The sequence below is a fragment of the Pelagibacterium lentulum genome, assembly GCF_003992625.1.
Lineage (GTDB): Bacteria > Pseudomonadota > Alphaproteobacteria > Rhizobiales > Devosiaceae > Pelagibacterium > Pelagibacterium lentulum.
The window spans coordinates 1-18,396 of record NZ_RZMW01000041.1 but is presented as its reverse complement, the minus strand read 5'-3'; the positions used below and the strand labels follow the sequence as shown (position 1 = coordinate 18,396).

At 58.8% G+C, this 18,396-nt stretch carries 12 protein-coding genes; 5 read left to right on the top strand and 7 right to left on the bottom strand.

What is annotated here, in order from left to right; all coding sequences use genetic code 11:
• Window positions 1-450: 450 nt before the first annotated feature.
• The 4 genes from EO133_RS13730 (at window position 451) to EO133_RS13715 (ending at window position 9,834) form a co-directional block, all read left to right on the top strand.
• On the top strand, window positions 451-8,931 hold the full coding sequence (locus tag EO133_RS13730; RefSeq protein WP_127073222.1) for a glycoside hydrolase family 94 protein: 8,481 nt from the start codon (window positions 451-453) through the stop codon (window positions 8,929-8,931).
• 203 nt (window positions 8,932-9,134) lie between these two features.
• Window positions 9,135-9,341, top strand: a complete 207-nt coding sequence (locus tag EO133_RS13725; RefSeq protein WP_127073221.1) for a cold-shock protein — start codon at window positions 9,135-9,137, stop codon at window positions 9,339-9,341.
• A 50-nt stretch (window positions 9,342-9,391) separates the two neighbouring features.
• The gene (locus tag EO133_RS13720) at window positions 9,392-9,580 is read left to right on the top strand and encodes a hypothetical protein (protein ID WP_127073220.1); all 189 of its coding nucleotides are present in this window, start codon (window positions 9,392-9,394) and stop codon (window positions 9,578-9,580) included.
• Between the two features lie 2 nt (window positions 9,581-9,582).
• Window positions 9,583-9,834 (top strand): hypothetical protein, encoded by a 252-nt coding sequence (locus tag EO133_RS13715; RefSeq protein ID WP_244640609.1) that lies wholly within the window; start codon window positions 9,583-9,585, stop codon window positions 9,832-9,834.
• A gap of 91 nt (window positions 9,835-9,925) precedes the next feature.
• Here the strand turns inward: EO133_RS13715 and EO133_RS13710 are convergent, their stop codons facing one another.
• The 6 genes from EO133_RS13710 to EO133_RS13680 all read right to left on the bottom strand — a co-directional run bounded on the left by EO133_RS13710 (window position 9,926) and on the right by EO133_RS13680 (window position 16,272).
• A complete protein-coding gene (locus tag EO133_RS13710) occupies window positions 9,926-10,687 on the bottom strand; it encodes a class I SAM-dependent methyltransferase (RefSeq protein ID WP_127073219.1) in 762 nt (253 codons plus the stop codon).
• Window positions 10,684-11,415 carry an ABC transporter ATP-binding protein gene (locus tag EO133_RS13705; protein WP_206513519.1) on the bottom strand — a complete coding sequence of 244 codons (732 nt, stop codon included), beginning with the start codon at window positions 11,413-11,415 and terminating at the stop codon, window positions 10,684-10,686. The genes EO133_RS13710 and EO133_RS13705 overlap by 4 nt, the downstream gene beginning before the upstream one ends.
• Window positions 11,416-11,456: 41 nt before the next feature.
• Window positions 11,457-12,422, bottom strand: coding sequence for an ABC transporter substrate-binding protein (locus EO133_RS13700; protein WP_127073217.1), 966 nt, complete (start codon window positions 12,420-12,422; stop codon window positions 11,457-11,459).
• A 26-nt stretch (window positions 12,423-12,448) separates the two neighbouring features.
• Window positions 12,449-13,537 carry a FecCD family ABC transporter permease gene (locus EO133_RS13695; RefSeq protein WP_127073216.1) on the bottom strand — a complete coding sequence of 363 codons (1,089 nt, stop codon included), beginning with the start codon at window positions 13,535-13,537 and terminating at the stop codon, window positions 12,449-12,451.
• A gap of 910 nt (window positions 13,538-14,447) precedes the next feature.
• Window positions 14,448-14,699: a hypothetical protein gene (locus EO133_RS13685; RefSeq protein WP_127073215.1), complete on the bottom strand. Its 252-nt coding sequence runs from the start codon at window positions 14,697-14,699 to the stop codon at window positions 14,448-14,450.
• An 814-nt stretch (window positions 14,700-15,513) separates the two neighbouring features.
• Window positions 15,514-16,272 carry an SDR family oxidoreductase gene (locus EO133_RS13680; RefSeq protein WP_127073214.1) on the bottom strand — a complete coding sequence of 253 codons (759 nt, stop codon included), beginning with the start codon at window positions 16,270-16,272 and terminating at the stop codon, window positions 15,514-15,516.
• A gap of 97 nt (window positions 16,273-16,369) precedes the next feature.
• Between EO133_RS13680 and EO133_RS13675 the strand changes: the two genes are divergently transcribed.
• On the top strand, window positions 16,370-17,317 hold the full coding sequence (locus tag EO133_RS13675; RefSeq protein ID WP_127073213.1) for an AraC family transcriptional regulator: 948 nt from the start codon (window positions 16,370-16,372) through the stop codon (window positions 17,315-17,317).
• Window positions 17,318-17,541: 224 nt separating this feature from the next.
• Here the strand turns inward: EO133_RS13675 and EO133_RS13670 are convergent.
• Window positions 17,542-18,396, bottom strand: an 855-nt coding sequence (locus tag EO133_RS13670) for a methyl-accepting chemotaxis protein (protein WP_248297999.1), incomplete at its 5' end; no start/stop codon positions are given.

Here is an 18,396-nt window from a genome sequence, read left to right as displayed (position 1 = left end):
CATGAAGCGCTCCACAATCATGTGGGACGTATGTGCTCAAAGCGCCAGTCTGCGCCGTGAGCAAAAGAAAGCCCGATCAAAATGCCGAAAAAAGATCGCCAAGCCCTTCGCCTCGCGCATATGAACGCGGGCAACAATCTCCATAGCAAGATCAAGACACCCAAGGGGGCACCGCTCCGCCGGAAATGACGAACGGTGCACATTTTCCAGTTGTTCTGGAAAAGTTCCGGACCTTCCCTATTGCTTGATCCCTATCGTCCCGAAGCGTCCAAAGCCACGGGCCAGACAGGTCTCTGACCGTGGATCGATTTGCAGACCCTGTCCCGCAGTTAGCGGGCAAATTGCTAGCTGAATTGTCGTGCATCTGATCGTCGCGCTACTTAAGCGTGCAACGGCTCTCGCCTGCGCGGCTCCAATATTCCTCCGTTCCCAGAGAGTCTGCGCCATCCAATGAATGCTTTTTTCGGCCTGCCCAACCCCTTCGCCAATAAGCCCTCCCCATGGATCGATCCGGCTCCCGTGCGGGACGAGTTGTTTGGCGTTGAGCGTCTCGAGCAGCACGCCGAGAGCCTGGCCCTTGCGCAAAGCGTTGCTGCCCGGCCTCCTCGGGTGCGATCGCTTCATCGGCGACTGGATGACAACGCGGCAACCTTGCTCGCCGCCTATCGTGAGAGCGCAGTTGCAGTTGAGGGTGATCGCGGCGTCGTTCCGGCGGCCGAATGGCTGCTCGACAATTATCACCTCGTGGAGGCGCAAATCCGCGAAATCCGCGAGGATTTGCCTCCGAGCTATTATCGCCAGCTCCCCAAGCTCGCCAACGGCCCGTTCGTCGGCTATCCGCGCGTGTTCGGCATCGCCTGGGCGTTTATTGCGCACACCGACAGCCATTTCGACCCCACTACACTGTCCCGCTTTGTCGCCGCCTATCAGCGCATCCAGCCATTGACCATCGGTGAACTCTGGGCCGTGGCTATCACACTGCGGATCGTCCTCATCGAAAATCTGCGCCGTCTTGCGGACCAGATCACGATCGGTCGGGCAACACGGGCAGACGCCGATGCGCTTGCTGATCGGCTTTTGGCCGTTGGCACAGAGTCCGACTCTGGCTGGCCAATCTCGAACGAACCCCTATCGGAACGCTTTGCTGCCCAACTCGCCAAGCGGTTGCGCGACCAAGACCCGGCGACGACGCCCGCGCAGGGCTGGCTGGAGCAGCGACTTGCCGCACAGGGTACCTCCATAGAAGTAGCTGTGCAGCATGCGCTGCAGCGGCAAGGGTCCTCCAACGTCACCGTGCGCAATATTGTCACCAGCATGCGGCTTATTTCCGACGTGGATTGGGCCGAGTTGTTTGAAGGTATGAGTCTCGTCGACGCTCGGCTTTCGGCGGCAAGCGGCTTTGCCGACATGGACTTCCCCACACGCGATCTCTACCGCTCGGCAATTGAGCAATTGGCCCGCGGCGCTCCGGGGACGGAGCTGGATATAGCGGGAGAAGCGATCGCAGCGGCCAATGAGGCGCGATTGCACGCGGAGATTTCGACCGAGGCCGACCGGGTGGGTGACCCGGGCTTTCATTTGATCGGCGAAGGGCGGAAAGTGTTTGAGGCGCGCATCGGCTTTCGCTCACCGGTTCGTCTGCGGTTAAGCCGTATCCCCGTCCGGTTCGGCCTCGCGGGCTATTTGGGCGCTCTTGCCCTTGTGACCATGCTCTTTTTTGCGGCGGGTGTCGGGCTGATCGCCTTGCTGGGCGCAACGTGGCTCGGGATGGCCCTGTTTGCGCTCGCGGCGCTGTTGCCAGTTACAGCAATCGCCATCGCTCTGGTCAATCGCGCCATTGCTGGACATGTGGGCGCGTCAGCTCTGCCGGGCCTCGAACTTGCCGAGGGCGTACCGCACGCCTTGCGTACACTCATCGCCGTGCCGACGCTTTTGACGACCCGGGCCGACCTTTCCGAACAGATCGAAAGGCTTGAGGTTCATTACCTTTCCGGCTCCGAGGGAGAAGTGTATTTCGCTCTGCTTGCCGATGGCGTGGACGCCCCACAAGAGGTCATGTCCGGCGACAGCGAACTGATCGAAGCCGCTCAAAACGCCATTGCAACGCTCAATGCCCGCCACGGTCCAGGAGCGGTGGGCGATCGCTTCGTTTTCCTTTACAGACGGCGACAGTTCAATCCGGGCGAAAACGTCTGGATGGGGTGGGAGCGCAAGCGGGGTAAGCTCCATGAGCTCAACCGGCTTTTGCGCGGCGTCGGGGACACAAGCTTTGCTGCTCTCGATTCCGCGCCTCCCCCAGTTCCGACCGATGTGCGCTACGTCATTACGCTTGATGCCGATACAGTCCTTCCCCGCGAAACCGCCTTGCGGCTTGTGGGCAAGATGGCCCATCCGCTTAACCGCCCCCGGTTTGACACCGAGACCGGACTGGTGGTTGGTGGCTACGCCATTCTCCAGCCCCGGGTGACGGCGGCGCTGCCGGGCCGGGACAATGGTTCGCTATTTCAGCGCATCTTTTCTTCTCCGGGCGGCATGGACCCGTATGCTGGCGCGATCTCCGATGTCTATCAGGACCTGTTCGGCCAAGGATCATTTGCCGGAAAAGGCATTTACGACGTCGATGCATTCGAGACCGCGCTGGCCGGGCGCATACCCGACAATACCCTGCTCAGCCACGATCTTCTTGAAGGCATTTTTGCCCGTGCGGGCCTAGCATCAGACGTCGAACTTGTGGAAGATTTCCCAGCCCGCTACGACGTCGCCGCGCGGCGCGCGCATCGCTGGACGCGCGGAGACTGGCAATTACTGCCGTGGATTTTCGGTAAGGCCGATATCGGCGCGATCGGGCGTTGGAAAATGCTCGACAATCTCCGTCGCGCTCTGATCGCTCCATTTTCGGTTCTGGCGCTGGTGCTGGCTTGCCTGTTGCCCCTGCCTGCCGCACTTGCCGGCATTGCCCTGATCATCATGACGATAGCCATTCCGGCTCTGCTGCCCGTTGTGTTCTCGGTGTTTCCCCGTCGCGGCGGTTTGCACCTTCCGCATCACTTTGTGAGCCTTGTCCAGGACGCAAAACTCGCGGCGGCCCAAGTCGCACTCAAGCTCGCCTTTCTACCCGATGAAGCCTGGCGCAATCTCGACGCGATCGGGCGAACACTCTATCGCGTATTCATCTCACGTCGTAACCTGCTCGAATGGACCACGGCGGCCCAGGCCGGACGACGCGCCAGGCTTTCGCTTCTGGGCTTCTATATCGAGATGGCAGGCGGCACGGCGGTAGCAATAGCATTGCTTTTCGGCGCTCTGCTAATCGCTCCGGGCGGCTGGCCGGTGATTGTGTTCTTCGCCATGCTCTGGCTCGCCGCGCCCGCCCTGGCGCTGCACGCGAGCCGTTCGGATGACCGTTCGTTCCCGACACGCCTGACGGATTCGGACGCAAAGGATCTTCGGCTTATTGCCAGGCGCACATGGCGGTTCTTTGAGACTTTCGTTACGCCGGATGACAACATGCTGCCGCCTGACAATTTCCAGGAATCTCCCCACCCCACCATCGCGCATCGCACATCACCCACCAATATCGGGCTTTACCTCCTCTCGACAGTCGCTGCACACGACTTTGGCTGGGCAGGCACGCTCGCGACGATTGAACGACTCGAGGCGAGCTTTGAAACGCTCGGCAAGCTGGGGAAATTCAACGGACATCTGTTCAACTGGTACGACACCCAGGATCTGCGCACCCTCGAACCTGCTTACGTCTCCTCGGTCGATAGCGGCAATCTGGCGGGGCATCTGATCGCTCTGGCCAATGCGTGCGAAGAGTGGGCTGGCGTACCAATAACCGAGAACCGGACGGGCCTGATCGACACGCTCGATCTCGCTCTACTGGCGCTTGCCAATGAGCCTGGAAAGGCAAACAGCGCCCTTGTTGCAACGTTCGAAGAAATCGAAACCTTGCTCAGAAGCACACAGTCGCTCGAGAGTGCATCTCCAACCTTGATCAGATTGAGCGAAAAGGCGCTCAAGGCCGCTCGAGAGGCCGATGGCATGGAGACCGAGCTTGTCTTCTGGATCGGCGCCCTGGCTGAAACGCTCAACCAGTTTTCGCGTGATCGCACGGCGCTGGAGACCGATGCGTTACACGTCAATTCTCGCCTTTTGGCTTTGGCCAAGGCAGCGCGCGACATGGCTCTGGGGATGGATTTTGCCTTCCTGCTCGATCCTGATCGCAAGCTGCTCTCGATCGGGTTTTCGCTGGGCGACAACGGGCTTGATCCCAGTTGCTATGACTTACTGGCCTCCGAGGCCCGGCTGGCCAGCCTGTTTGCGATTGCCAAGGGAGATGCGCCCACGCGCCACTGGTTCCGGCTCGGGCGCACGGCCACCCCAATCGGCAATGGCTCAGCGCTCGTTTCCTGGTCGGGATCTATGTTTGAATATCTTATGCCATCTCTCGTCATGCGGGCACCCGAGAAGAGCCTGCTTGAGCGGACTAACCGCACCATAGTCGCGCGCCAGATGAGTTACGCCAAGGACCTGGGCGTGCCGTGGGGAATTTCGGAATCCGCTTTCAATGCTCGCGACCTGGAATTTACCTACCAATATTCCAATTTCGGCGTGCCCGATCTCGGACTCAAACGCGGCCTTTCGGCCAATCTCGTCATCGCCCCTTATGCCACCGGGTTGGCCGCAATGATCGATCCTCGCCGGGCAAACGAGAATTACGCCCGGCTTGAAGCGTCGGGCACGCTTGGACCTTACGGCTTTTACGAAGCGCTCGATTTTACGCCTGCCCGCGTGCCGCCCAAGGAGAAGTTCGCGATCGTTCGCAATGTGATGGCGCACCATCAGGGCATGACTATCGTTTCGATCCTCAACACGCTGCTCAATGGCCGCATGCGCGCCCGCTTCCACCGCGAACCGATCATCATGGCCAGCGAATTGCTGCTCGCCGAGAAACTGCCGCGCGAGGTCGCTGTGGCGCACGCGCGGGCCGCAGAACTCAAGGCTCGGACCGGGGTGAACGTTAACGCCGTTCCGGCGGTACGCCGGATCGCGGGTACTGCATCTGACAATCCAATCGCAACCCACATGCTCTCCAATGGCCGTTATGCCGTAATGGTCACGGCTTCGGGTGCAGGCTACAGCCGTTGGCGCGATATTGCCGTCACGCGTTGGCGCGAGGACGTCACCCGCGACGATTGGGGGGCTTTCGTTTATCTCAAGGATGCGCAGACCGGCGCCACATGGTCGCCCTCCGCCCAGCCCGTGGGCAGTGCACCCGGTTCGCGCAGCGTAATCTTTGGCGAAGATCATGCCGAATTTGTTTGCCGGGACGGTTCGCTCACAACATCGATGGAATTGCTGGTTTCAGGCGAGGACGACGGCGAAGTGCGTCGCATTTCACTGACCAACGCCGGACGCCGCGTGCGCGAGATCGAACTGACCTCCTTTGCCGAACTTGTTCTGGCACCCCCGGCCTCCGATAACGCCCATCCGGCCTTCTCAAAGATGTTCGTCATCACAGAATATCTCGCCGAATTCGGAGCGCTGGTTGCCACGCGTCGACGCCGCAACCCCAGTGAACCGGAAGTTTGGGCCGCCCATTTCGCCGTCGTTGAGGGAGAAATCATCGGGGAAGCACAATATGAGACCGACCGGGCACGCTTTATCGGACGCAATCGGACAATCGCTGACCCCGTCGCCATTGCCGATGGTCATGTGCTTTCCAACTCTGTCGGCACGGTGCTCGATCCGGTGTTTTCCCTGCGTCAGCGTGTCCGCATCCCGCCGGGCAAAGTCGCGCGCGTCGCCTTCTGGACAGTGGTTGCTTCGTCGCGGGAAAGGCTCCTGGAGCTGATTGACAGTCACCATGACCGCAGCGCGTTTGACAGGGCCAAGACCCTTGCCTGGACGCAGGCGCAGGTTCAGTTACACCATTTGGGCACTTCTCTCGTGCAGGCCGCCGATTTCCAGCGGCTCGCCACACCGATCCTTTACGCCGACCCGCGGTTCCGCATACCCGCAGAGGCGTTGGTAAAAGGCATCGGCGCGCAATCGGGTCTCTGGGTTCATGGGATTTCGGGTGATCTGCCGATTGTCGTGCTCCGCATCGAAGATATCGAAGATATGGCGCAGGCCCGTCAATTGCTCCGTGCTCACGAATACTGGCGCATGAAGGGGCTGGCGGTCGATCTGGTCATCGTTAACGAGCGGGCCGCCTCCTACGTCCAGGACTTGCAGACCGCCATCGAAACCGCTGTGCGCACCAGCCAGTCTCGCCCGCGCTTTGGCGAGCAACCCGCCGACGGCACCGTCCATGTGCTGCGCGCCGATATGATGGCGAGCGAGTCCCATGATTTGATCTATGCCGTCGCACGGATCGTGCTCCTGGCCCGTCACGGACCGATTGCCGACCAACTGGCACGGCTTGCTGTGCCGCCCACGACTACAAATGCAGCGCCCGTGCCGGGTGCAGGCCAGACCGTTGGCGAGAACGTCGCAATACCGACCGGCCTCGAATTTTTCAACGGGCTTGGCGGGTTCGGTAAGAACGGTACCGAATATGTAACCGTGCTGGAAGATGGACACTCGACCCCGGCGCCGTGGATCAATGTGATTGCCAATGCGGACTTCGGGTTTCAGGCCTCGACCGATGGAAGCGGCTATACTTGGGCACAGAACAGTCGCGAAAACCAGCTCACACCCTGGTCCAACGACCCGGTTGCAGATCCGAATGGAGAGGTGATCTATATTCGCGACGAAGAGAACGGCGCGCTCTGGGGCCCGACCGCCCAACCCATCCGCGATGCTGGCCGTTATGTCGCCCGGCACGGTTTTGGATACAGCAGTTTCTCTCACCGGAGAGACGGCATCGAAAGTGCGCTCACCCTGTTCGTGCCTCTTGCCGATCCGATCAAGGTCTCGCGCCTGACGCTCACCAACCATTCGAGCCGCGCGCGGCAGCTTTCAGTCACGACCTACAGCGAATGGGTCCTTGGAACCCAGCGCGGACCAAATGCACCCTTCATCACGACGGAGACCGACGTTCCGACCGGCGCCATTCTGGCGCGCAACAGCTGGGGTACGGCATTTCCCGGACGTGTAGCCTTCGCCGATCTGGGCGAGCAGGTCTCGGGCTGGACCACTGATCGTACCGAATTTTTGGGCCGTAATGGCAGCTCAAAAGCGCCGCTAGCTCTGACGCATAGATCCCAGCTCTCGAAAACAACCGGCGCCGGTCTCGACCCCTGCGCCGCTCAGCAGGTGCGCATCACGATTGCGCCCGGACAGTCCATCGAGATCGTTTCCCTGCTGGGTCAGACCGATTCTCCCGAAGCGGCGTTTGCCCTTATCAAGCAATACCGGGCCGCCGATCTTGATGCTGTGCTTGCCGATATCGAGGCGTATTGGTCCGACCTCCTGGGTATAATTGAGGTCCAGACCCCGGACCGCGCTATGGACATCATGCTCAATGGCTGGCTGCTCTACCAGACGCTTGCCTGCCGCATCACTGCACGTTCGGCCTTCTATCAAGCCAGTGGTGCCTATGGGTTTCGTGATCAACTCCAGGACGGCATGGCGCTCGCCTTCGCACGTCCCGCAGAAACCCGGCATCATATCCTGCGTGCTGCTGGCAGGCAGTTTGTTGAAGGCGATGTGCAACATTGGTGGCTGCCGCACTCTGGCCAGGGCGTGCGTACCAGAATATCGGATGATCGCGTATGGTTGGCTTTTGTTACGGCAACCTACGTCGCGATAACCGACGATGCGGCAATTCTTGACGAATCCGTGCCGTTCCTTGAGGGCCAGCACTTGGTCGAAGGCGAGCACGACGCATTCTTTATCCCTCAGCAGTCCGAAGTATCAGGTTCGCTGTTCGAGCATTGCGCCCGCGGTCTCGATCAGGCCATCGCCCTCAAGGGCAAACACGGTCTGCCGCTGATCGGCACCGGCGACTGGAATGACGGTATGAACCGGGTGGGCGAAGGTGGAAAAGGCGAGAGCGTCTGGCTCGGCTGGCTGCTCGTGAGTGCTATCGACAAGTTCGTGCCGCTGGCCCTATCGCGTGATCCAAAGCGCGCCAAACGCTGGCAAACACATTCTGGCAAACTGCGCGAGGCGCTCGAACGTCACGGCTGGGACGGTGAATGGTATCGCCGTGCCACATTCGATGACGGCACCTGGCTTGGCTCGTCCCAAAGCGATGAATGCCGGATCGATTCAATCGCCCAATCCTGGGCGGTGCTATCGGGCGCGGCCGACCCCGCTCGGGCCACGATGGCTATGGCATCGCTCGAAAAGCACCTGATCCGAAAAGAGGACGGTCTGGCACTGCTCTTTACTCCACCCTTTGATGCAACCACTCACGATCCCGGTTACATCAAGGGCTATCCTCCCGGGCTGCGCGAGAATGGTGGCCAATACAGCCACGCCGCCATGTGGGCGATCCTTGCGTTTGCAAAGCTCGGCGACGGCGACAAAGCTCATGATCTCTTTGCCATGCTCAACCCGGTCAATCACGCCAGTAGTCCCCAGTCGGTCGAGCGGTACAAGGTCGAACCCTACGTGGTCGCCGCCGACGTCTATTCGGTGGCTCCCAACATCGGGCGCGGTGGCTGGACCTGGTACACGGGTTCAGCGGGTTGGATGTATCGCGCAGGTATCGAGGGGATATTGGGGATATCGCGCCAGGGTGACCGGCTGATCGTTGCTCCGGTACTTCCTGCCGCATGGCCGGGCTTCGAGGCGACCGTCAGGCATGGCTCCAGCACTTTCGACATTTCCGTTAGTCGGGCAACTTCGGGCAACGTGACCACCGCCAAACTCGACGGCGTGCCCTTGCGGGCCAAGGGCGGGAACATTGAAGTGGATCTCGACGGTGGCACGCACACCCTCGCCATAGCGCTGGGGCGAGGGCGGGGCACAAACTAAGTCAGCCGCCGGCTTGTTAGCGGGGGTTGTCATACCCATATAAGAGATGCGTTTTCAGCCGATCATTGGCTTTTCCCTGCGCCGGTTACCGATGCAGGACCATCTCCTGATTTTGCGAACGTTCTCGATCCGATCCGCGTGTTGCGGGCCGGAAACATGCCCGTTTGTTCAATTCGGACCGGGCCATACGAAAAGACAAATTCATGATCAACGGCACCGTCAAGTTCTTCAATGCCACCAAAGGCTTTGGTTTCATCACGCCTTCCGATGGCAGCAAGGACGCATTCGTTCACATTTCGGCTGTAGAGCGCGCCGGCCTTTCGGGGCTCGCCGAAGGCCAGGCCGTGACCTATTCGCTCGAGAATGGTCGCGACGGCAAGGCATCTGCAGTCGACCTGCAGCTTGCATAAATCCTTGAGCCGGGAGGTTTTTTCAATCCCGGCTCATTAGGACAAAAGCCATGAAGCAGACGCCTCCTGAGGTCGCCGAAAGCCAGTTCCGGTCGATTGTTCGCACGGAAAAGAACGGGCAATTTGCAGCAATCCGTCAGGTGTTGAAGGATCGGGAACGTATCCTGAGAGCAACACAGAAGGCTGAGCGGCTGCAAACCAGGCTGGCACCCAGCCCAACCGATAAACCGGAGCAGTAACCATGACGCCTGAAATTGTCGCTTTCAACTATAACGCCACTGCCGAACTCTACCCCGGCAAGCGTTCCAAACGTTTTCGCACGCTTCGCTACAAGCGGTTTGACAGCGCCGCAGAAGCGCTTCGATACGTGGTCGAAGACATACCGCGTGAAAACTTGCCCGGCACCGTGCTTGAAATTGACGAACAGCGCTTCGGGCCCGAGGAGATTGCCGCGCTTTATCAAGACGCGGCCTATCCACTTGCCAGGGCCTGAACCAACCAAAGGAACATATCGTGCCCCTATTCAGCAAAATCATTCCGTTCTCAACGTGCGCGACACCGATCGCCAGGTTCAGTGTTGTTGATTATCGGATCGCACATACGACATAATCGTCAAGGTACTGCCAGATTGTGCCCGTTTGCCGGAAGCCAGCGCTTCGCAGGGTTTCCAGGTGATAACCGAGCGTGACTTTCGGCGGCGGTGCTTTACCCTCCCATATCAGCTCGCGCTCTTTCGCCAGATGGGCAAAGTCCGGATGCGACTGTGCGACGTCCCACCATTGTGCCCATGTATCGGTTCCTGCCGAATGCGCCTCGGACTGGTTGCTTTCGTCATCCTGCTGTGCCAGTTCGCGAAATTCCGGCTGAGAAACTTCGTCGTAGTGGAGGTGGTCGGCATTGAGGAACAGACCGCCTTCCACGACGCGCTCTGCAAGTGCGAAATAGAGCCGCGACAAGGCGTCCGGGCTGAGCCAGTGCAGGGCTGTTGACGAGACCACGGCGTTAAAATTTCCCTCCAGAGACTCGAGCCAATCGATAGTGTCGAGATCGGTATCGCGGATATCGACGTTGGTCCGGTCATCAAAAATCTGGCGTGCTATTGCCAACAGGATGGGGTCCTTGTCGACCGCAACAATCTGCGCGCCAGGCAACCGATCCAATATGGCCATGCTCGTCGAGCCCGGTCCACATGCCAGATCGAGAACGCGTGGCGCATCACCACACCGATGCTTTATTGCATTGGCCATCACGTCAAAACGCTGATCGCGATATTTGATATAGGCTGTCTGCTGAGCGTCCCAGCGGCGCAACAAATCCAATGCGGATAAACTGGCTGAATGTGTCATTTTGGATCCTGTGTTGATGCATCGGCGAAGACGAGATGATGTCGCCCGGCAGGTGTCGCGATGCGTGTGGTTTGAACGCCATAGATTTTGGATATTCGGGCCGGCGTGAGCACGGTTTCTGTTGTGCCGCCGGCCACAAGGCGGCCCTTGTCGAGCAGGAGGATACGATCGCAATATCGGGCAGCTAGGTTGAGGTCATGCAGGACCACTAGCGTTGCAAGACCGAGTTCTCGTATGAAGGCCAATATGTCGTGCTGGTAGCCGAGGTCGAGGTGATTAGTCGGTTCGTCGAGCAGCAGATGATCCGCTTCCTGACAGAGCGCCCGGGCGACAAGCGCACGCTGGACCTCTCCGCCCGAGAGAAGATGCATCGATCGATGGGCCATGGTGCGGAGGCCAACGCGATCAAGAGCCTCTCTGACGGCCAGATCGTCCCGTCTTCCATGGCTTGCGAACCATGCTTGGTGCGGCAGGCGGCCAAGTGCAACCATATCCCCTACGGTCTGGTCGCCATCGAGCGCCTGTCCTTGCGGTACCACTGCGATGCGGCGGGCAATGGCGCGCCGCGACAATTGCTCCATCGCTGTGCCATCAAGTGTGATTTTGCCGCCGTTAATGACGCAAGCACCATACAGGCTACGCAACAATGTGGTTTTGCCCGAGCCATTCGGCCCGACAACGCCGATCATCTCGCCGTCATTGACGGTGATGTCGACGTGCTCGAGCAAGTGTTTTCCTTGACGGGTAACCGTAATGGCTTGGGCATGGATCATGGAAGGGTGGAGAGTTTTTCCGCCAGTGCGACAGCCCCTTTGATCGAGAGCGGCGAAGGAGGGTCAGTGAACAGGAACGGTAGGGGTACGATGCGCCCGTTCTGGACTGCTGCAAAGTTTTCAACACCAGGAACACTGTTGAAAGAGGCAAGAACATTATCCGGCGATGCGTCCGAATAGAGCAGCACAATCACGTCCGGGTTCTTGCCAAACAGCTCTTCGGTTCCGGCTTCAAAAACCCGGTCGTCGATATCGGCATAAACATTGGTCAGGCCTGCCGCTGCAAATACAGGCGTCACCATCGATCGTGCGCCATAAGGATATAGAGTCTTCCCGCCAGCAGCCACATAAAGGGCAAAGGCCGTTCGTTGGCCATCTTCCGCTGTGGCGAGTGAGGCGACCTCGGCCTTGCGCGCATCGGTGCGTTCGGCGGCCAACTCAGCCTCGCCTAGCATCAACCCAAAAGTCTCCAGCTGCTCGTAGACACGCTCAAAGTTTGCGGTTCCGCCGGGGATCAATGCTGTATCTTCGCAATAGGCAGGCATGGAGTACATGGCGATCCCAGCGTCGGCCAGCAATTGCCTGTCAACAGCGCTTTCCGGGGCCAATACCAGATCTGGCTCCGTGGACAGTATGACTTCGAGCGAGATCACCGAACCGCCGGTTGCCCCCCGTTCGGTGGCAATCAAAGGAATGTCCGACAACACCGCATGGATCTCTTCGTTGTGAACGTTCTCCAACGGATCGGCAGTGCGTGCCACAACGCGATCGAGCGCATCAAGCTCCCACAGGAGTGCAAAATCGTCCGCATTCACGACAAAGATGCGTTCGGGTGCTGCATCAAGCGTAACGGTGGAGCCGCAATTTTCGAGCGTGACCGGGAAAGAGCCGGTGGCGAAGCCTGGCTGGGATAGACCCGGCATCAGGCAGCCAGCCAGTAGCAGCGCATGAGGTTTAAGCATGAAGCAGTCCAATCTTTTTTGGAAGATTAATTGGTGAGTTGTCCGGTTTTGCGTAACAGAAGCAGCATCAGAGGCGCGCCAACCACACCGGTCAGTACGCCTATGGCTATCTCCGCTGGCGGGAACAGCATTCGCGCTCCGACGTCGGCCACCAGCAGAAAGCTGGCGCCAAGGCAGGCCGAGGCTGGAAGCAAAAGGCGATGCCGGGTGCCAACCAGCGCGCGAGCCATGTGCGGCACGATGAGACCGACAAACCCAATGCTTCCGGCGCCCGCCACCATGACACCGACAATCAGAGAAACGAAAATCATCAATGTCAGCCGCGTTCGCAGCGGGTGAACACCGAGTGCCATAGCGGTGTCGTCGCCCGCGGCAAGAGCGTCCAGCCAGCCGCTGGCCAAGGTCAGCACGACAACAGCCAGTGCGGCCACGGCAAGGCACAACTGGACCATCGGCCAATGCACATTGGCAAGTGACCCGAGCAACCAGAACATGACGGAGCGGCTCGCCTCGGGAGAATCGGAGGCAAAAATGAGAAAACTTGTAACGGAACTAAGGGCGTAGCCCACGGCCATGCCTGCGAGGATCAGCCGAAACGGGCTTGAACCTGCCGCGCGACCGCCGATTGCCAAAACCATAAGAATGGAAACAACGGCGCCTGTGAAAGCGGCTGCGGGTAGCAAAAACGCTCCTCCGACACCTGCCAGCACCGTAATGGCCAAGGCAGCGCCGGTCGATGCGCCGGAACTAACACCCAGAACGTATGGGTCTGCCAGGGGATTGCGCACCATGGCCTGCAGTGCCGCACCGGCCATGGCCAAGGAACTCCCAACGGCAATCGCCATCAAAACGCGTGGCACGCGCGTGATCCAGACGATTGCATCGATCGCATCCGACCAATAGGCATCCACCGGTTGTCCAACCAGCCTGCGACTCACGATCAAGAAGACTGTAAGCGGGTCAATCGGCACCGGACCAAAGCCTGTCGAGATAACAGCGATTGCGATGGTCAGTAGAGCCAGCAAGAAAAGATTTCTTTGACGCTGGCGTGAGAGTTCACCAAGTGTAGCCTGTCCGGTAAGCGGAGTGCCGGTTATGAAGTGGTTGAACGTCATGGATAGGAGCATCACTGTAGGGCTGCACTTCGCCTGTCAGGAGAAGCGATAACAGATGATGTTTGGTAATGTAATAACGTATCGTTTGCAAGCGCCACTGGAATTGGCTTCCCCATCATTGCCTCAAAATTTGGGAAGAAGACGCCTAGGAATCTAGGGCTATTCACTTTTGCGGTCCGCGCCGCAAGTGACAACAGTGCGGTAGCGAGTGCAGGCTGGCTGTGAACGCCGTTTTTTGAACTGTCCGGCCCAATCGAGTACGGACTGCATACCCCTTTACCCATTTCTCGTTCGATCAGACTTCGCCTCCACCGGTGATGACGGAGGAGGCCACCAGATGTCAGCCCATCCAACAGTGTAAGCACGAAGCCAACCGCAGGGGCAGAGCGCCGGGGGTGTGAGGAGGTCGGCGAATCCATGTCACCAAGAGGTCCCAAATCCCTCCTACTCCGGCATAGGCAAAGCCTCAAATGCACTGGCGATGTATGCCGGTCGAATGCTTCTTTAGGTCTATCTTCGGTAACTTTTGCGCCTCGCAGACCCTTCAATGCTTGATGCATTATCGGATATAATCGAGTATGGCATTGGATATGCTGGCGACCCGCTTATGAGGTAGCCGACGATCATACTAACCCAGGACCTCGTTAACCTCATCGCTGAAATCGATGAGTTTAAGGGGCGGTGGAATGCCCTGAAAACACTTTCGCCCGAATGGAAGACGTACTGCGCCCTATGCATTGGTTTGACGGGATTGCGCAATCTCCCGCCTGCTGCGTTTCAGTTGCGCGAGCTAGGCTGGTCTAGCCTTTGCGAAAGCTCATGCCGATCAATTGGCGCATTTTGAAATTGGGGTTAGAAAGAAGGGGCACATCGATGACGTGCCCCCAACGCTTCAAAAAATCCATACGGATTAAATAAGGCCGGAAGCCTCACAATCGGCCAAGCTGACGGAATTCAAATCAATGCCAGCACGGCGACTTGCCTCAAAGTTGGTCAGGTCTTTCTGGAAAGCAGCTTCCGAGCGAGAGCCTGTATTGAGCAGCTCACAATGCGCCTGGACATAGGGATAGCCACTGTCGGAGGCCATAACATTGGTCTGAGCGAAACTCGTTGCAGGAATAGCCGAGAGCACGAGTGCAGTTACAGCAAGAAAGCGTTTCATTGTTTTTATGCCTTTATAACATTTCCATTCAACATGAATCGGCCCTAGTCAAAGCATCCACTTGGCCGGCCATGTCCGTATTCCGCCCAGTAAACAGAATTCGATAATTTTTACATAGAAATACCGCCCTCAATCACAATAGTGACCACGGTAAAAAGCCTTATCGGCTTTTGAAAATTCTGGTTTCTTTATGATGTTCGGCTAAAGCGCCGAACCAATAGGGTGGTTATCTCAAAATGTCGTTCTAAAATCGATATCTAACTTCTGACTGACTGAGCATACCGGTCATATGGGTAACGGTCCGATGGGCGGCAATAGCCTGATCGAAATTTTTTTGCCGACTTGACAACGGAGCCGTGATCGCAGGGAGAGGGGCATCTTGCGTCCGGAGGACTGGAGACCTGCCTGGAGAGATTTTTGCCCGCATGGTCGGGCTACCATCTGTTCTATCCAGGCCGAAACCAGCGTTCTCCAGCGCTGAAGGCTCTAATCAGACACATTCGCCAATTGCGTCGAGGGACGCGGCAGATGGCCGGAACCAGTCCATAACATCGATCGAGCGCCATGTTGTTGCAGTCGTCACTGTTCACGTAACGGGCGCGCCTGTATCAGTGCCCGGCAGTGTTGTTCCTGCTCGATAAAGCCCTGACGACGAGATAGCGATTCGACACCCCTCATCACCCCCATTTGGATCGCTCTCCTCGCAGCCCTCTGTTTTGCCGGGCGGCTTCACAGAGGGTGTGTTTCACATCATCTTTTGAACGCCGGCCATCAGGGCGTGGCCCGCCGCAACGTGCGGCGGACCTTGGTTCGATTACCAGGGACAAGGATCGTTGACCGATGCCGTGAACGTGCCGGTCGGTCCGTCGCTGCCGAGGAGCGCGACGCGGACGGCTTCAGCCGCACCCTGCTCAACGGTTTCAGTGCCTTCGTAATTGTTGAGAGCGGTCTTGGTGAATCCGGGTGTCACCGCGTTGACCTTGATACCTTCGTCCTCAAGGTCGATGGCAAAGGCCAGCGTAATGGCGTTGAGAGCGGCTTTGGATGCGCCGTAGCCAGGGTTGAAGGTTGCTCGATAGGGGTGAGGCGTGGAGTTAATGGTGAGAGAGCCGAGGCTGCTCGAGACGTTGACAACGCGTGCGGCCTCCGACTTGCGCAGCAGGGGCAAGAAGGCCTGAGTGACGGCAAGAACGCCAAAGACATTGGTTTCCCAGATGGTGCGCACTTCATCCACCGAAATCAGTGACGCCCGCGAGCGCTGGATATAGTCCTGCATGGTCTCGACGTCCTGGCCATTGACCCGGGAAATGGCGGCGTTGTTGACGAGAATGTCGAGACGGCCAAATTGCCGCTCGACCTGCTCGACAGCGGTACGTATCGAGGCCTCTTCGGTGACGTCGAGCTGGATGGGATGAACATCACCGTTGATGGCTTGGGCTGCCGACTTGCCGCGGTCAAGGTTGCGCGAGGCGAGCAACACAGTGAGACCGCTGGCGGCGAGGTCAGTCGCGATTTGAAGCCCGATGCCTTGGTTGGCGCCGGTGACGAGTGCGATGCGTGAGTTATGCGGCATGGTGAATTCCTGTTCTTGATTGTGCGAACAGGAGATGGTCATGGGCTGCTGGACGTTCTATATTCAAACGTCCAGTATAATTTCGAATGAGTCCAAAATGAATGATCCCCTCGCGCAGATTGTTGGTTTGCTGCGCCCGGGCGCACCGTTTTCCAAATGTGTCACTGGATCTGGACCTTGGCGTGTAAGGCGGACGCAATCGCCTAATCCTTATTACGTCGCGGTACTCAAGGGGAGCGTGCGTTACGAGGATCACCAGAGCCGCGAGATCGTCGTCAATGCTGGCGATTTCCTTCTAATCCCCTTCGCGCAGGACTTTATGATGCGGAGTGACGTGCCTAGCGACGACAACGACATGGTGATTGATCCTGTTATTCTGCCCGACGGGGGATATCGCGTCGGTCGCATCGATGGTCCGGTCGACATGCGGGCGCTGGTCGGCTACTGCGTGTTCCAGTCCGACGACGCAACCTTGCTCTCGTCGCTGCTCCCCGAACTGGTTGTGGTGCGGGGCGAGCATCGCCTTGCCATGCTGATGCAATTGCTGGGCGATGAGGCAGTGGGCTCCAAGCCGGGGCGGGAAGTGGTGCTGCAGCATCTGCTGGAAGTGTTGCTGATCGAAGCCCTGCGGTCGACGGCCGAACTGGGCGATTCACCTGGATTACTGCGCGGGCTGTCGGACGATCGGCTGGCCGTAGCGATAAGGGGTATGCATGCAAGGCCCCAGCGCGGCTGGACGGTAGCCGAACTGGCACGGGAGGCAGCTTTGTCGCGGTCGGGTTTCCATGAACGGTTCCAGAGCACGTTGGGGATGGCGCCGATGGAATATTTGAAGTCCTGGCGCCTGGCCTTGGCCAAGGACCTGTTGCGCAAGCGGGAGGCGAGCGTGGGCGAGATTGCACGGCAGGTGGGCTATCGATCGGCAAGCGCCTTCAGTGTGGCTTTCATGCGCGACGTTGGCGTGTCGCCAGCCCGCTATGCACGCGAGGCGCCAGCAGCATTGCCCGGCACCGCTGCAGAGGAATTTGAAGGTGCCATCGCCTGAACCAGGAGTGGGTTACCTTGAACGTCGACTCTGACCGTGTTCCGGCGAAAAGCTGCCAGTCCGCAATCTACCCCAGCTCCGCCCGTTCAGATTCGGCATGCGAGCGACGATACGGTATCGGCTGCAATCGACATCATTCCAGACATTGACACAATGCGCAAAACAAAACGGCCCCGGAGTGCATCCGGGGCCGTTTGCATGCCTTTATCGAAGTAAAGTAGCGATCAGAACTCGTCCCATTCTTCGGCCTTCAGGGCAGCATTGCCCTGGCTGAGATAGGCCGAGGCTGCAGTCCTGGTTTTGGCGGGGGCCGATGGCTTGGACGAGTTCGCGGGGGCAGGTTGCCGGACCGGTTCTGCTTCGCTGGCGCCGGAGACTTTGAAGACATCGACAATCCGGTCCAGCTCGGACGCCTGGGCTTCGGTCTGCTCGATGGCCGCATTGGTTTCTTCCACCAGTGCCGCATTGTGCTGGGTCATCTCGTCCATCTGCCGGATCGCGGTGCTGACCTCGTTGATGGCGGACGTCTGCTCACGGTTGGCGCGGGAGATGTCTTTCATCAGCGCGCTGTTTTCTTCCACCGATTGCAGGATGGCAGCGAGCTTCTGGGCAGCATTGGCAACAAGTTTCGAGCCACCATCGACTTCATTGGCGCTCTGCTCGATCAGGGCCTTGACCTCGGAAGAGGCTTCGGCAGCAGATTGAGCCAGACGGCGCACTTCCACGGCAACCACGGCAAAGCCCTTGCCCGCTTCGCCTGCCCGTGCCGCTTCCACCGACGCATTGAGCGCCAGAAGGTTGGTCTGGAAGGCGATGTCGTCGATCATGCCGATGATGTTGGAGATTTTCGACGAGGAGGTGGTGATGCGTTCCATGGCGGTCGTGGCATCGGCCATGACCGTCCCGCCCTCATTGGCAAGCTTGGCGGCCGTTTCGCTGCCGGCAAAGGCATTCTCGGCCTTCTGGGCGTTCTCGTTGACCGTGGTAGTAAGCTGATCCATGGCGGCCGAGGTTTCCTCGATTGCCGCGGCCTGCTTGGTCGTGCGTTCGGACAAATCGTTGGTGCCGGCAAGGATTTC